The sequence below is a fragment of the Acinetobacter pittii genome, assembly GCF_034064985.1.
Taxonomy (GTDB): domain Bacteria; phylum Pseudomonadota; class Gammaproteobacteria; order Pseudomonadales; family Moraxellaceae; genus Acinetobacter; species Acinetobacter pittii_H.
This window is the reverse complement of record NZ_CP139249.1, coordinates 1103538-1118967: the sequence shown is the minus strand read 5'-3', so window position 1 is coordinate 1118967 and position 15430 is coordinate 1103538. Positions and strand designations below refer to the sequence as shown.

The window sequence follows — 15430 nt, the reverse complement described above, 5'->3', positions numbered from 1 at the left end:
CTCTCAACTTCAGTTGAGGACAGGCTCAAAATGAGCAGATCAACACCACAACAGACCATTCTTTTGGCCCACCGAAACCTCTAGGGTTAGAGCTAAGCACAACAAGTGGGCAACATTATACGTCAAATAATTTTCTTTTGCGAATTAATCTTTCGATTTAGCCCAGTAATTTGCTATCACCCCACACACCATTAATTGGATTTGATGAAAGATCATAATAGGTAACACAATCATACCTAAAGGCTGGCCAATAAATAGAATTTGCGCCATCGGAACACCACTTGCCAAGGTCTTTTTAGAGCTACAAAAGAAAACCGTGACTTGATCTGCTCGGTTAAAACCTAAAGCACGCGGTAGGTAAAGTGCTAACAGCATAATGACCGTTAAAAGCACTGAACATGCAATTGTGAGAATGAGTAAAGTTTTCCAACTTACTTGATGCCAAAGCCCTGCAACTACTGCTCCACTAAATGCGCCATACACCACCATCAAAATCGAGCCTTGATCGAATGCTTTAACAATACTTGGAACTTTTGCCATATAAGGGAAAATATACGGACGTAATAATTGACCTAAAATAAATGGTACTAACAGTAATAATGTAATTTGTATAATTGAAGCCGTTGGATCGAACCCATGTTGGCTTTGGCCTAAAATAAAAAAGCTCACCAATACTGGTGTAATAAACATACCAATCAAGTTCGAAAAAGATGCACTACACACTGCTCCAGCCACATTCCCTTTTGCCACTGATGTAAATGCAATAGAAGATTGAACTGTAGAGGGTAAAAAGCACATAAACAAAAAACCCCAGTACAGCTGTTGACCTAATAGAGGTAACAGAATTGGCTTAGCCAATAAACCAATTACTGGAAAAATAAAGAAAGTAAATGCGAAGACCAGTAAATGCATTTTCCAATGCAAAATACCTTCAATTACAGCCTCACGTGATAGTTTCGCACCATGCAAAAAGAATAAAATTGCAATTGCGACTGTGGTCAGTGTATTGAAATATTGCGCTGCTTGACCACTGACTGGGAAGAATGTTGCAAGTAATACCATTCCAACCAATAAAATTGTAAATCGATCAAGCGCCAATAACTTCAGCATAGCCATATCCTATGATTATTTTAGATAAATAAAAAACCCAGTTGATAAATTGACCATTTGGTCAAGCCTTCATCATACTGGGCTAAAAAAATAAAGCTAGACTTTTAAGAACTAAATCTTAAAGCATCACAGTCAATTTTTAGTTATTTGTCGCATTAGCATCTTGTTGAATCAATTCGACTTTATAGCCGTCTGGATCTTCAACAAATGCAATCACGGTAACACCACCTTTCATTGGCCCCGCTTCACGCACAACTTTGCCACCACGTGCTTTAATTTCTTCACACGCTTTGTAAGCATCGTCAACACCAATAGCAATGTGACCATAGGCATTGCCTAAATCATAACTTGATGTATCCCAGTTATGGGTAAGCTCAAGCACGGTATTGGTTTCTTCATCGCCGTAACCAACAAATGCTAGTGTAAAGCGCCCTTCTTCATAATCACGCTTACGAAGTAACTTCATCCCTAATACTTCGGTATAGAACTTTAAAGATTGTTCTAAATTGCCTACTCGCAACATTGTATGAAGCATTCGCATGTTTATTCACCTGCCTTTTCTGATTCATGTGTTTGATGATCTCTTAGCAATTTTCCAACCCAAACCACTAAGATCAAGATTGGAATACCAATAAGAGTTGTCATCAAAAAGAACTTTGGGTATCCAATATTACTGACTATGGTACCTGAATATCCACCCAAAAGTTTTGGAGTAAGTGTCATGAGTGAACTAAAGATTGCATATTGAACAGCTGTAAATGAGACACTCGTTAAACTTGAAAGAAATGCAATAAATGCCGCACCAGCCAAACCAGAAGCTAAATTATCGACAATAATGGCAAAATAAAGCCATAAAGAACTATATGGTTTAATGACCTTACCGCTGACTTCCACTGGTTGACCAGAAAGCGGATCAATATACGATACTGGATCAATATTCACATCAAGTTCACTTGGTGCTTTTAGATTTGAGTTAACAGCATATGGATGAGATGCAGAAAGTATTTTTTGGTCACCCTCTATTACAGCTACATTAAGCTCTTTACTGGTCGATGTGACTAATTTTTTCGCATCAATGGCTGCACTAAAAACACCTTTTTGATCAGTCATTTTTGCATCAAAATTTTGCCCATCAAGGCTAATAATAATTTTTTGGGTAGGAGTTAATGTTTGTCCAAAGTATTGCCCTCGAACCACAACACTTCCCTCACCATCTTTAAGTGAAACCTGATCATTACCCATTACAGGTAAAATTTGTAGAGGTAATTTAGCTGACTCAGCCGTAAGTAATGGCTGAGTACGTGTAACAGGCGCTACATCATTTGAAGCATAAGCAGCTTTTACTTCAATTTGTTTTGTTCCGCTAAAAGCAGAACTTGGTACTTCTAATTTCCATAACCCGACTTCGTCTGGCTTGACTTGATAGCTGTGTTCACCAACTTTTACATCTACCATATCTAATGGCTGACCAGATTTTACTAGTCCAATAAAAATTAAATTGGTAGAGCTAGCCAAAACTGCACCGACAAACATCAGTTTCATAATGTTGATGCGCTGTGCTAAAAGACCACCTAAGAAACCGCCGACTAAACTAAATAGTACCCCATAAATTTTAACTGCTTCTGCAATTTGCTCTTTACTGAAGTTAAGATCTTGGTAGAACACATTAGAAATAACACCAGCAATAATGTCTGAAATACGAAAGAAACCAATAAGTAGCAACAACACTAATGCAAGTTTGACACCATAGCGTTTAAAGAAATCTAGAATTGGTGCAATCCATGTTTCTTTAGCCATTTGCTGGTTAACCACACCAATTTTAACAAGTAGGTAACCTACAAAAATCGCAGCAGCAGTTGCAGTTAAAAATCTTAAAGCCTCTAAACCAAATAACGCAGCACTGTCTTTAATATTGCCAGCTTGTGAAATGGCCTCGGTAACCTGCCCAGAATAAATATAAGTGACTACGAATGAAATAACGGCAATAAAAAATACGAGAACCAAACGGTAGTAATCACTACTCTTATAATTTTTATAAACACGATTTACAACAGGCTCACGTACAAGTAGGGTCGTGACAATACCCACTAACATAACGCCTGCCATGGTTAAATAAGTCGTTTTCCAAGCTTCGTAAATGTAATTACCCTTAGCAGTTCCCAAGTGGGCAGCTAGAAATAATGCGCCCGCTCCTGCCACAATCATTCCAATTCGGTAACCAGCATTATAGGTAGAGGCCAAAACCGTTTGCATTTCTGTTTCTGCTAATTCAATACGGTAAGCATCAATCACAATATCTTGGGTTGCTGCCGAGAAACCAAGTAATACTGCTCCTACCGCCATTTGAACAAGATAACTTTGACCTAAAGCAGGATCAGAGAAAGCCATAATACAAATAGCCAAAACGATCAAACACTGCGCAATCAACAACCAAGCTCGTCTTCGACCTAACATCTTGGTTAAGAGGGGCACAGGTAGCTCATCAATAAGGGGAGCCCAAACAAACTTAAAAGAGTAACCTAGGGCAGCCCAACTAAAAAAAGTGACTGCACTTTTATCAATGCCCGCCTCTCCAAGCCATAAAGAGAGACTAGAGAAAATTAATAAAATCGGAATTCCGGCAGAAAAACCTAGAAACAGCATAATTAATGCACGGCGATCTAAAAATGCTTTAAAAGCCGAGACCCAACCCGAAGCTTGTGTGGTCATTCGTTTTTTATTTTCCATAAATTATAAATGTGCCTATTCAAACCCTTCTTACAATTCCTTTCAAGATTCTTTATGCAATCAATTTTGTTTTGGCGATAAAAACGGCAAGTTTGCTTGATATTTTATGCTAAACCTGTATACCTTTAAGCTTCAACCTTCGTTTTCTTTTGCTGGATATCAACAGTGACACAAAAACTTGATCAAGTGACCATCTCAACTTTATCACTCGCTAAAACAAACACCACAAACGTCACAATAAATGCATTTCCTTCAGCTTTTGAGCAACCTGATATAAAAATGACTTTGGATAAAACAGCCTTAAAACCCGAACAACTTACACATATTCCAGATTTTGAAAAAATTCCAGCTTCTACAAAACGTATAAAACCGCTTAATAATTTTTTAGGGCAAGACCGTGCCAAAGCATCGGTAGAAGCAGGTATTTCTTTACCCTACTCTGGCTATAACATTTTTGCGGTAGGAACAGCAGGCTTGGGCAAACGCACCATGATTAAGCGTTTACTCCAACAACATGCGAAAACAATGCCTACTCCAGATGACTGGGTATATGTCTATAATTTTAAGCAGGCACGCCAACCACTTGCTCTACGCTTCCCCGCTGGACAAGGAACCAAGTTTCAACATGCCCTTCATCAAACTTGGCAAATTATTTTAAAACAGCTTGAACGCCGTTTTAGTGCCGAGACCTATCATAACCGTATTGAACGTATCCGTGAGGAAACTGGAGATGAGCAGCAACAAGCGCTTGTCGAGTTAACCAAAGAAGGTGAAGAGCTCGATTTAAAACTCATCTCCCGCAATGAAAAGCATGGCTTTGTACCTGTACAAGTAAAAGATGATCAGGTGCAAGAACTCACCCAAACAGAAATTGATGCTTTAAATACTAAGCAACGTGCTGAAATTGCGGCGAATGTTCGCTACATGGATAAAAAGCTTGAGCGTCTTGGTTTGCATTTAGGTGATTTAGAGGATGACGCACGTGACAAAGTCTCTGTGTTAAATCGAGACATCGCGACTCAAGTGGTTAAGCCACGCATGGATTTGATTTTAAATAAATATGGTCAAGTCAAAGGCCTTGAAGATTATTTAAAACAATATGCTCAAGATGTAATTGATAATGTTGAACTCATTTTAGAGCAAGAAGAAGATGACTTTGCTCCGGCAATGTTCAATCGTGTGCCTGCACGTTATCAAGCTAATGTAATTGTCTCAAACAAACCAAACAGTGGTGCACCGGTTATTTTTGAAGATTTCCCAACGCACTACAACTTGCTTGGTCATGTTGAACAACTTACTCACAACGGCACAATTACCACAGATTTCACTCTCATTCGTCCAGGTGCCCTACATCAAGCGAATGGTGGCTTTTTAATGCTTGAGGCTGAGCAATTACTCGAACAGCCTTATGCATGGCAGGGTTTAAAACGTGCCTTGAAATCAGGTCAGCTCAAGCTTTCTTCTCTTGAACATATGCTGACGTTAACAGGCTCTATCTCGATAGAACCTGCTGCTGTTCCGCTTGATATTAAAGTGGTTCTTATGGCAGAGCCTGAGATTTATTATGAAATTTTAGAAGTAGAACCAGAGCTTGGCAGTGTTTTTAAAATTCGTGCAGATTTTACCGATACTCTGCAACGTAATGACGAAAATGAGCAAGCCTACATGCAGCTAATTGCTGATTATGTACAAGCAGATAAATTACTTCCGTTTGATCGCAGTGCTTTAGCAGCTTTACTTACCGACTCAAGCCGTCAGGCAGAAGACCAAAGCTCACTGTCGTTACATGCTTCAACTTTGGGCGACCTCATTCGCGAAGCACATCACCATGCATTTAAAGCCAATGAAAAGCTTGTAACTGACCAGCACATTAACTTGGCACTACAACACAGACAGTATCGCTTAGGCTATTTAAGAGAGCTTTACTGGCAAGATCTGTCACGTGGAACTCAGTTAATCGAAACTTCTGGTCATCGTTTAGGTCAAATCAATGCCCTCTCTGTCATTCACTATGCAGATGTAGAGTTTGGTTTACCTTCACGTTTGACTGCATCAGTCTATCAAGGTGGCGGTGATATTCTTGATATTGAGCGTAGTGTAGAGCTTGGCGGTTCACTACATGCCAAAGGCGTGTTGCTCATGTCTAGCTTCTTGAAAGCTCACTTTGGTCGTGAACAGATTTTACATTTCTCTGCTGCGCTTGCATTTGAACAAAGTTATGGGCAAGTAGATGGCGACAGTGCAACAGTTGCCGAGCTTTCTGCATTAATTTCAGCAATTAGCCAAATACCAATTGATCAATCATGGGCAATTACGGGTTCTATGAACCAGTTAGGCCAAGTTCAACCAATTGGTGGTGTAAATGCAAAAATTGAGGGCTTCTATGATGCATGTAAATTACAAGGTTTAACTAGCAAACAAGGTGTCATTATTCCACGTCAAAACATGCAGCATTTGATGTTACGCCAAGATGTGATTGATGCGGTACAAAGTGGTCAATTCCATATTCATGCGATTGATACGATTGATCAAGCGCTTGAGATTTTAATGGCCCGCCCTGTCGGTACACTCGACAAAAAAGGTAAGTACAGTAAACACTCTATTTATGCTGCTGTAATGGAGCAACTCGAATATTGGCAAGCCATTGAAGATGGCGCAGAAATTGAAGAGGAGCCAAAGAAGAAAAAGAAAAATAAGAAAAAAATTAAGAAGCATGAAGAACTTACTGCGGAAGATCTGCCACAAGAAAGTGTAGAAGAAGTTGCAACCTTAAAACAGAAATAATAAAAAGGGCCTGTCAAATACAGGCCCTTTTTACTTTTAGAGTGGAAAAATTAGCGAACGATTTGGATCGCTCGTCCTCCTGCTAACTGACTAAAGTATTGTTTAAGTGCTTCAACACAGCGCTGAATTTTCATTGGTTGTTGATCATGCTTGGCAACTTCTGCATACAAAGTAAAAGTTGGCAATTTCCAATCAGGCATGAGTTCAATTAAAGAACCATTTTTTAACTCTTTTTGAGCATCTAAATATAAAATTCTGGCAATTCCATGGCCTTGCTGACATAACGCTTTTGCAACTTGTAAATTATTGCTCTGCAAACGGCTCTGCATTTCAACATTAAGTGTTTCACCCGTTTTTACATGTTGAAAATGGAAATTGTGTGATTCATTCATTACATTAATCGACAATAACTCATGATCTCTTAAATCATGAGGATGCACAATTGGACTAGATTGATTTAGATAACTTGGAGAAGCTACTAAAATTTGATCGACAAAAGCCATTGGAATAACAGAGCTACTTTCTTCTACTGGAGTAGAACTCATGCGCACTGCAATATCAATTCGCTCTTCAATTAAGTCGATATAACGATGCCCAACCTCAAAATGCACAGATAAACCGCGATGAGCTGACATCCAGTGAGATAATGCAGGAATGAGGTGTTGAACTGCTAAATCAGGAGTTGTTGCGATACGCAAATCCCCGATTAAGTCATCTCTCAATTCATTAATTCTGATTTTTCCCCTTTCAGCAGCTGCCAACATTTCTTGACAGCTTGAAAAAAAAGCCTGTCCGGCTTCTGTCAAACTAAGTTTACGAGTGGAGCGGTGTAATAGAATTACATCCATTTCATGCTCAAGGGAGCGAATCTGCTGGCTCACCGCACTTGTTGTAATTCCTAATTCACGTGCCGCACCACTGAATGAACTTTTTTCAACCACACAAGCAAAAACACCCATCGCACGAAGCTGATCTAACATAGGTTTCCTCAAATCTAATTCTAAATTTATAAAAAATGCTTATTGTTGTAATGAAAGCAACCAATTATATTATACGAGGAAACCTAAGTTTTATGCATTAGCTATTTTGGTAAAAGATTTATAGGATTAATTGGTTTTCCGTCCAAACGAATCTGGAACTCAAGCATGACCTGAGATGCCCCAGTAGAACCCATTTCGGCAATTTTTTGTCCAGCAGTTACATTATCACCGCTTTTCACCAACATCTTGCTATTGTGGGCATAGGCACTGATATAACCATCAATATGCTTAATTAAAACCAAATTGCCGTATTCTTTTAAGCCATCTGCTGCGTAGACAACTTGACCATCCGCTGCGGCATAAATAGGATCGCCCTGATTTCCACCATAACGGATTCCTTTGACATTATTTGCCAAATTAAAGCCTTGAATCACTGGCCCATTGGTCGGTTTTATCCAGCGTAAGCTAGAATTTGGTGCAACCGAAGTCACTGTCGTATTCGTTGACGGTGCGGTCGTTGTAGGCGGAGTTACTGGGGTAACAGGTTGTGTGGTTGGTAGAGCAATCGTTTGACGCTTAATTTGCTCAGGCTGCGCCATAACTTGCGTAGATACCGTTCTTGGTGAAGAACCTTTCTTCAAACGCAAAGACTGATTAACATAAATACGATATGGTGGAGCAATATCATTCATTTCGGCGATACTGATATAGTCCAGACCATAACGCATTGCGATACCACTTAAAGTATCACCTGAACGAACTGTGTAATAGTTAGGGGCCATTGCATAGCGAGAACTATTATTAATTTGTGGTTTAGAAGCACATCCAGCCATAACCGCAGTAAAGCCTACTGCTACAGACAACATCATAATTTTCATTATTTTGTCTTTTTGGATATGCACTCTGCTTTGTTGCCCAATTAAATGCATTGATCTCCCTCACTAAATGCTACAAATCATTTCGGCTAAGAGTACCAAAAAAGTAAGAGGAAACACGTTCCTCTTTTTCTTTATTCACAAAGTTATAACATTCGAGGCAAGTTATTGACTCAAACTGAGCTGCAAATCTTCCAAAACGGCGTAATTTGTTGCATCCATTTGAATCGGTGTAACGCTTACATAGCCATTTGCAACCGCAAAGAAATCAGATTGAATTTGGCTTGAAACACGCTGCGGATCTGTAACCGCCTCACCTGCTAGTCCAATCCAGTAAACCTGACGGCCTCGTGGATCGACATGACTGGTAATAGGCTTAGATTGAGCACGGCGACCTTGATATGTAATCTGCGCCCCTTTTAACTGCGGCACGTCAGGAATATTGATATTAAAGATATGTCGCGGAGGCAAAGCTGGTAATCCGCTTGCAATAAAATCATGTACCCATTGAGCAGCCTGAGCATAATCTTCTTTATTGTTATAGGCACGCACATCAGGACCCGCTAAAGACACAGCGATTGCAGGTTGTTTCATTAAACGACCTTCAAATGCAGCCCCTACTGTTCCCGAATATAAAACATCATCACCCAAGTTTGCGCCACTATTGATTCCGCTCACGACCAAATCGAACTCAAAATCAAACAAACCATTCATGGATAAATAAACACAATCTGCTGGTGTACCGTTTACTGCCCAGACATCCTCGGCAATTTGAATGGGGCGTAATGGTCGATCCAATGTTAATGCACTTGAGAAACCACTTCTTTCACTTTCTGGTGCAACCACAACCACGCGTCCAAGTGGTCTTAATGCTTCAGCTAAAGCCTGTATACCTGGCGCAAAAACACCGTCATCATTCGCAATTAAAATATTCACTTAACTCTGCTTTAATCTGTATTAATCGGTAAAGTCTTTTCTTTTCAGTTATTCCTACTTTCTTTTAGTCTGTTTTAGTCGGTATTAATCTGTATTAATCTGCACCTAAAACGGGTATGCTCACGGGTAACAGAAAACTTCAAACGGGTAATTTAATGCTTTCTGATGCCAAAATTAAAGCACTCAAACCAAAAGAAAAAATGTACAGGGTTCTGGATGCAGAAAGACTATACATCGAGGTAAGGCCAACTGGTAAGAAAATTTGGCGGCTTAAATATACACTACTAGGCAAAGAAGGAACAATCAGCCTAGGTGAGTATCCGCTTGTTTCTTTAGCTGAGGCTAGAAAGAAAAAAGATGAAAATAAGGCATTACTCAAAGATGAGATAAACCCCGTTGAGGAAAAGCTCAGAATAAAAAAGGGGAAAAGTAAAGATGCAAGCAACACGTTTAGAGCGGTTGCCGAAGAATACATAATCGAAAATATGAAATATAAGTCTGATGACTATGTAAAACAATTTAAGTCGTACATGGAAAAAGATGTTTACAAGGTGATTGGTGATAAGCCTGTCAAGGAAGTAAATTCGGCTGACGTTTTAACAATCATGAAAAACTCTGTTTCTAGGGTTAAAAAGCTAAGTCATTATGGTACTGGTGAAGCTGTAGCAAACTTAAATCGAAGATTCATTGGTCTTGTTATGCGTTATGCGGTCGTCACTCTTAGAGCCTCTGATGATCCAACGTATGCCGTAAAAGAAGCTATAGAAAAGCCTGAACCAGAACATGCTAGACCATTAGAAAAGGAAGAGCGTATTAGGCTTAGAACACGACTTGATGTTTATGGTGGAACTAGGACTGTAAGAAATGCCTGTCTAACATTAATGTATTCGATGTTACGCGCTTCCGAGGTGCGTAGGACAGAATGGGTTTTTGTAGACTTTGAAGATAGAATTATTAAATATCCAAAAGCTTCCAGAAGACGAAAACAGGAACGAAGTAACAAGAAAAATCACATTCATATCGTGCCTATGTCTGATCAACTCTATGAATTGTTGAAGGAGCAATACGAAATTACAGGTCATCAAAAATATGTCTTTGCAGCCCCTTATCGTGATGATGAGATGTTAGCAAGAACTACATTAAATAGAGCACTTGTATTTATTGGCTTGCCTGAAGTAACAACTCATGATTTCCGTGCCACAGCCTCAACTTTATTGAATGAAAAAGGATATGAGCCAGATTGGATTAATAAACAATTAGCTCATGTCGAAGAAAATAAAACTCGAGCTACATATAACCATGCCAAGTATTTATCAAGCAGACGCAAAATGATGCAAGACTGGGCAGATATTGTGGATAGCTGGGCGGTTTAGCCGCCTTGTTTCTTAGAGAACTTCCACCAAGTCTTTTTATAATAAACTTCGTCACGCAAGAAATTAATTTTTAATTCATTGCCATTGTAGTCGTAAATTTTGGTGACCTCTCCGCTTTTGTCTAGATCAGCTAATAGGTCTACATTTCGATCACTTGTTATATCTCGAATTTTAATTAGTTGAACTGACATTAGAGTGCACTCACACAAATTGAGACATTAACGTTACTATTAATTGTGTGAGCTGTGCAACCTGAGAAAAGGAAGCACAGCAATGTGATGATTGATGCAACTTTGGTACGCTTACACATATAAGTTACTTCTTTAAAAATAGTGCTCGCTCTGCTTCTCGACGACGAACTAAACCTTTCATAACTTTGCTGCCTGCTCTATTCCAAACTAGGAATTGATCAGCAGCACCTTGATAGTCACGTTTATTCAGTTTCTTTAATAAGGTTGAATTATTAAAAGCACCAGAGCCAATGTTGTAAGTCAGCGATACCAAAGCATCAAACTGATTTTGATTTATGGGCACAGTCACAGATTCATTAACTGTCTTTTCAAATTTCGCTAAGTCATGCTTAAAGTAAGTCTTAGCTTGCTCAGATGTGCAAGTGTCACCTTGTTTAACCTTCACACCGTTTGGATAAACTGTGGTGCCAGTGCCAATGGTCCAGACTCCTACCCCATCGTCATAAGCTGTGAATCGAGTGTCTTCAAACCCTGAAATTAGATTTACACCAACATCACTTGTATTTTTTCCACCTGGTGCAAGTTTATCGACCACTTTATTTAGATCGTCTACTTGTGCTTGTGTGAGTTTGCCGCCTGCAATAACTCGGGCAGCGTCGAAGAATGGTTTAGTGCTCATTACCCACCCCACTTAGGCGCATTTTTTTTGAGAAATTCTTCAATAAATGTCGAACCTAAAATACCTAAAGCAGATGCAATGGCAATTAATGGAATTGTTGAGATATCGGGAATTTGAAGTAATACCAATCCAGCAACTAATGAAGATGCTGAACCAAGGATAGTTCGCCCAATTAACAGTCGGAATGAAAGAGGTTCTTTTGAAACTAACAGCTTACTCATACCAATAAGCCCTCCAAGAATGACTAAGGTCAGAAATGTTTTTTCATGCTCTTGCATGTGCCTTCCCCCTAATGTTAGGCAATAAAAAACCCCGCGTGTGCGGGGCTTTGATTTTTTTGGATATTCACATATAATTAAGTTGGAAATAAAATATAACTAAATATTTATATTTACATCAAAAAAACTAGAATAGTACAAAACTTAATACTTTATACAAATATGAACTTGCATAAATCTTTGCTTTTGCTCACTACTATCGTTTTCGTTGGTTGCAGCAACCTAAATGGCCCAAAAAACCAAGAGTCAATCCAACTTAAACCATCTAATGATACCCTTGGACTATCTTTTGGAATTAAGTGTGATAAAGAAACACATGTTTCAACTTTTGGAATTAAAGGACCACTTAAACTTGATCGTAACTTTACCTTTACCACTGATCAGGCAGAGAAATCATATATAGCTAATGTTGCAGATGATTTAGTGAATTTTTCACCTGAGGATAGTCGATCCATTTTAAAAGATATGGAAGAGTCAAAGTTTCTAAAGGTGAAAACCTCAAGTATTACTGCTGATTTTGATTTGGTCGATGCAAATAAAAATATCCATTCTTACATTCGTGAATGTTTATAAATAAGGGAGTGTTAACTCCCTTTTTTTAAACTGTTATTCCACGCCCTGCCATATAGTTGCGAATCCAGGCAGTTACAGTATCAATCTCACTATCAGAAAGTGCACGTGGATAGTGAATTAGAAGCGCAATATCAACATCTCCTGCAAAATCAGTATAAGTCGAACCAATTCGCAACTTGTTTGCTGCTAAATACCGTGGCTTGGTGAGATCGGCATAAATGCTATAGTTCTTTGTTTTATCCCAATGCTGAACACGGGTGTTTGTTAGCCGCGCTGCTACTAAGTGATATTCATTAGCAGTCCAGTTTGTTATTCCTGAAGCTGCCGCAACTGCGGACGCATCTGTAGCATTATTCCCCTGTAAACTAATTGTCATTAGCTTTCCTGCTGAATTGACTCCTAGATAAAATGAGTTTAGAAGTGTTCCAGTCGAACCATCTAATGGTGGGGATTTATAATTGGATATAAAAGCAACTGCATTTGTCGTTGAGTTCGGGACAATTGCTGTTTTAGCAACAACGAATGTAGTCATCTCGTTTTGCTCTCTAATATCAGTCTGAATATAGTTGGACAAGGACTTGAACGATGTATAGTTCGGCTGAACAACTAAAGAACCAACTATCTGCGATCTTTTCTGTAAAGGAGCAAAGTTATTTTTTACTTTCGACAAAGAGGTATTACAAATTCCAATATATTCAGCTCCAGGAACTTCTAAAACCAACTTTGAGTTATCGTTTTCCCCAAGCTCCCCATGCACTACAACTACTTTAGTCATATTAGATTACTCCGTTTTTTGCAGCTGCCGCATATGCAGAAGCTTGATACCAAGTTTGAATACGCGAAGCGTAATAAGGGTGAATTTCATCAGAAAAAGATCCAGTAACTGCTCCGCTGATGGTGTCAGTGGCGCCACTATGTAAATATCCAATTTCTGGGCAGGTCATCGCATGAATTGGGGCAAAATAAATACGTTCCGCACTTCTGGTTTTTGCAATATTCATTGCTGAACGCTGTAGGCGGTAATATTTATTCCAAAGAGTGTTGCGTCCAGCTGTATTTGATGTATTTGGAACACATAAAATAACTGCTGAATTTGGAAAGGCTAACTTTAGACTATCAATCATGATTTTCATTTCAGATTCATAGATTGGAATTAATGTTGAATCGGTTCTGTCGCGCAGATCATTAGTGCCTGTTGCTATGTAGATACAATCAACATCATTAGAAAAACCAAATCTATCTCGATAAAAAACCGCGTCAAAGATATAACCATTTCGAACTAATGCTGGATCATCTGAGCCAGTTGCTACACGAATGAAAGGGTTAAAATCATTTTTTAATTGATATGGAGCCTGAGCTGCCAAATATTTAGCCTCATCTCCAACAGCTACTGGCTGAGACCGATCATTAATATAATTAGTAAAGTCTCCTGTTTCCCAGCCTGAATGCCCCTCATGCAGATAGTCATTAATTGAGATCGGCGGGACTGTTGAATATTTATCAAGTGTTCCAAAAAAAGTTGGGGTATAGCCGTGTTCAACAAGGGCATCATGAGCAATATTAGTTGCACCATTCCACGTTATTGAGTCACCTATCATAAGAATTTTTAGATTAGATGCCCCATTAGAAATAGACTTAATATTTAAGTCTATTAACGTTCGTTTTGTATACTCAGAATCATTCCGAAACATGATTTGGGCAGTTGGTCCAACTTTTGATAAGTCAATATCTAACAGCTCATTGCTCTGTTTTGAGTAAGGAAGAGTTTTAGAGATAAATGAAGACTTTACGCTCTTCTGATTTCCAATTAATACTCGATCATTAAAAAGTTGAGGAACATATAATTGGTATGACTTGTCTGCCCAACCTACAATAAGTGAATTTAGTGTGGGGTTTGATAAATCGATTAGAACATTAGAGCCAGTAGAGCTTTGAACCTCTGGAGGATCTTCTGGTAGTGGAACTAAAGTAAAACCATCTTCTCCAACAAAAAGTAAGGGTAAATTAGCAATAGTTGTTTTTAATATATCTATGTTGGCAAACGAGGCTTGCTCTGCTTCAAATGCTGCCAGCATTAGGTTGTTATTATCTTTTACGAACCATTGCGGCTTTACACCTATTGCACCTTCAATCTTTTCTGAAGTAAATTCTTCAGCCAGAGCCAACTGACTTTTACCTTCATCTTTCCATTCATATTCAGTAGTCGACCCTGATTTAAGCTTCCACAAATAGTTTTTCTTTGTATCAAAAGCATATGCTTGCTTTGGATCTGTTGTGGTTGGTACAAATGCCAATAACTCAGCTTCAGTTGAGAAGTATTTGATGCCAGCATTGCCTGTTGTAATCTGAACCTGAAGGTTTTGTTCAGCCGCTTGTGCGCGTGACGTTTCGCCATCAATTTTTAAGCTTAGATTTGCTTCTGCATCTGTGGCTCGAGTGCTTTCATTACCGATACTAGTCTGAAGAGTTGATTCAGCTAAAAGTGCTCTGTCTTGCTCAGATTTTACTGAACTTACAATTTCTTCAGATAGCTCTAGATTTTTCTCAGCTTGATCGATATTAATTTGATGTTGAGACTTATCACCATCCATCACTCGATCAGCTGTAAGCGTTCCGAGCCATTCACCAACATCGTCAACATCATAGATTTTTACGCCAGTGCATGAATACACAACAAATCTATAACGGCCCGATAATAGGAAAATATCTGCTTCACCACGATAATCAAGTTTGATCGGGTGTGTGTTTGGGATAGTTCCTTCGGCATCTGCATAAGTTGCTTTAGGGTTTGATGTGCCTGCTTCAAATGCAAATACATTGCCCCCAGCTAGAGGATGTCCACATTTGTCTTCAAAGCGGGGACGCAGCTGCATCATTGGAGCGAGTTGTGCCATTTTTACTTATCCATAAAAAAACACCCTTTC

At 39.0% G+C, this 15430-nt stretch carries 14 protein-coding genes; 3 read left to right on the top strand and 11 right to left on the bottom strand.

What is annotated here, in order from left to right; all coding sequences use genetic code 11:
- Positions 1-144 precede the first annotated feature (144 nt).
- From SOI76_RS05385 to SOI76_RS05375, 3 genes are all read right to left on the bottom strand, one after another.
- Entirely contained in the window at positions 145-1116 is a 972-nt protein-coding gene (locus SOI76_RS05385; protein ID WP_080612819.1) for a bile acid:sodium symporter family protein, read from the bottom strand.
- 133 nt (positions 1117-1249) lie between these two features.
- Positions 1250-1651, bottom strand: coding sequence for a lactoylglutathione lyase (gene gloA / locus SOI76_RS05380; RefSeq protein ID WP_005067992.1), 402 nt, complete (start codon positions 1649-1651; stop codon positions 1250-1252).
- Positions 1652-1653: 2 nt separating this feature from the next.
- A complete protein-coding gene (locus SOI76_RS05375; RefSeq protein ID WP_104079065.1) occupies positions 1654-3837 on the bottom strand; it encodes an AmpG family muropeptide MFS transporter in 2184 nt (727 codons plus the stop codon).
- A gap of 165 nt (positions 3838-4002) precedes the next feature.
- Between SOI76_RS05375 and ycbZ the strand changes: the two genes are divergently transcribed.
- Positions 4003-6621 carry a Lon protease family protein gene (gene ycbZ / locus SOI76_RS05370; protein ID WP_104079066.1) on the top strand — a complete coding sequence of 873 codons (2619 nt, stop codon included), beginning with the start codon at positions 4003-4005 and terminating at the stop codon, positions 6619-6621.
- Positions 6622-6671: 50 nt separating this feature from the next.
- On the opposite strand, the gene aaeR is transcribed toward ycbZ, so the two are convergent.
- The 3 genes from aaeR to surE form a co-directional block, all read right to left on the bottom strand.
- Positions 6672-7601, bottom strand: a complete 930-nt coding sequence (gene aaeR / locus SOI76_RS05365) for a LysR family transcriptional regulator (protein WP_016140370.1) — start codon at positions 7599-7601, stop codon at positions 6672-6674.
- A gap of 101 nt (positions 7602-7702) precedes the next feature.
- Positions 7703-8530, bottom strand: a complete 828-nt coding sequence (nlpD, locus tag SOI76_RS05360; RefSeq protein WP_016140369.1) for a peptidoglycan DD-metalloendopeptidase family protein — start codon at positions 8528-8530, stop codon at positions 7703-7705.
- 111 nt (positions 8531-8641) lie between these two features.
- Entirely contained in the window at positions 8642-9412 is a 771-nt protein-coding gene (gene surE, locus SOI76_RS05355; RefSeq protein ID WP_057074376.1) for a 5'/3'-nucleotidase SurE, read from the bottom strand.
- A gap of 155 nt (positions 9413-9567) precedes the next feature.
- On the opposite strand from surE, the gene SOI76_RS05350 reads away from it, so the two are divergent.
- Positions 9568-10785, top strand: coding sequence for a tyrosine-type recombinase/integrase (locus tag SOI76_RS05350; RefSeq protein WP_104079067.1), 1218 nt, complete (start codon positions 9568-9570; stop codon positions 10783-10785).
- Here the strand turns inward: SOI76_RS05350 and SOI76_RS05345 are convergent.
- From SOI76_RS05345 to SOI76_RS05335, 3 genes are all read right to left on the bottom strand, one after another.
- Complete coding sequence (locus SOI76_RS05345) at positions 10782-10976, bottom strand: hypothetical protein (protein WP_104079068.1); 195 nt, start codon at positions 10974-10976, stop codon at positions 10782-10784. The two genes, SOI76_RS05350 and SOI76_RS05345, sit on opposite strands and share 4 nt — an antisense overlap.
- Before the next feature lie 124 nt (positions 10977-11100).
- Positions 11101-11655, bottom strand: coding sequence for a lysozyme (locus tag SOI76_RS05340; protein WP_104079069.1), 555 nt, complete (start codon positions 11653-11655; stop codon positions 11101-11103).
- A complete protein-coding gene (locus SOI76_RS05335) occupies positions 11655-11933 on the bottom strand; it encodes a holin (protein WP_057690141.1) in 279 nt (92 codons plus the stop codon). The genes SOI76_RS05340 and SOI76_RS05335 overlap by 1 nt, the downstream gene beginning before the upstream one ends.
- Positions 11934-12095: 162 nt before the next feature.
- Here SOI76_RS05335 and SOI76_RS05330 point away from each other — a divergent pair, with 162 nt between their 5' ends.
- The gene (locus SOI76_RS05330; protein ID WP_104079070.1) at positions 12096-12506 is read left to right on the top strand and encodes a hypothetical protein; all 411 of its coding nucleotides are present in this window, start codon (positions 12096-12098) and stop codon (positions 12504-12506) included.
- 25 nt (positions 12507-12531) lie between these two features.
- Here SOI76_RS05330 and SOI76_RS05325 read toward each other — a convergent pair whose 3' ends face one another.
- Together SOI76_RS05325 and SOI76_RS05320 are read right to left on the bottom strand one after the other, a co-directional pair.
- Complete coding sequence (locus tag SOI76_RS05325) at positions 12532-13281, bottom strand: hypothetical protein (protein ID WP_104079071.1); 750 nt, start codon at positions 13279-13281, stop codon at positions 12532-12534.
- 1 nt (position 13282) lies between these two features.
- A complete protein-coding gene (locus SOI76_RS05320; protein ID WP_104079072.1) occupies positions 13283-15400 on the bottom strand; it encodes an SGNH/GDSL hydrolase family protein in 2118 nt (705 codons plus the stop codon).
- Positions 15401-15430: the final 30 nt, after the last annotated feature.

What these genes read in the sequence shown, in the direction of transcription:
- SOI76_RS05385 (WP_080612819.1), bottom strand. Translation starts at nt 1,116, where the DNA reads ATGGCTATGCTGAAGTTATTGGCGCTTGATCGATTTACAATTTTATTG.
- gloA (WP_005067992.1), bottom strand. Translation starts at nt 1,651, where the DNA reads ATGCGAATGCTTCATACAATGTTGCGAGTAGGCAATTTAGAACAATCT.
- SOI76_RS05375 (WP_104079065.1), bottom strand. Translation starts at nt 3,837, where the DNA reads ATGGAAAATAAAAAACGAATGACCACACAAGCTTCGGGTTGGGTCTCG.
- aaeR (WP_016140370.1), bottom strand. Translation starts at nt 7,601, where the DNA reads ATGTTAGATCAGCTTCGTGCGATGGGTGTTTTTGCTTGTGTGGTTGAA.
- nlpD (WP_016140369.1), bottom strand. Translation starts at nt 8,530, where the DNA reads ATGCATTTAATTGGGCAACAAAGCAGAGTGCATATCCAAAAAGACAAA.
- SOI76_RS05350 (WP_104079067.1), top strand. Translation starts at nt 9,568, where the DNA reads ATGCTTTCTGATGCCAAAATTAAAGCACTCAAACCAAAAGAAAAAATG.
- SOI76_RS05345 (WP_104079068.1), bottom strand. Translation starts at nt 10,976, where the DNA reads ATGTCAGTTCAACTAATTAAAATTCGAGATATAACAAGTGATCGAAAT.
- SOI76_RS05340 (WP_104079069.1), bottom strand. Translation starts at nt 11,655, where the DNA reads ATGAGCACTAAACCATTCTTCGACGCTGCCCGAGTTATTGCAGGCGGC.
- SOI76_RS05335 (WP_057690141.1), bottom strand. Translation starts at nt 11,933, where the DNA reads ATGCAAGAGCATGAAAAAACATTTCTGACCTTAGTCATTCTTGGAGGG.
- SOI76_RS05330 (WP_104079070.1), top strand. Translation starts at nt 12,096, where the DNA reads ATGAACTTGCATAAATCTTTGCTTTTGCTCACTACTATCGTTTTCGTT.
- SOI76_RS05325 (WP_104079071.1), bottom strand. Translation starts at nt 13,281, where the DNA reads ATGACTAAAGTAGTTGTAGTGCATGGGGAGCTTGGGGAAAACGATAAC.
- SOI76_RS05320 (WP_104079072.1), bottom strand. Translation starts at nt 15,400, where the DNA reads ATGGCACAACTCGCTCCAATGATGCAGCTGCGTCCCCGCTTTGAAGAC.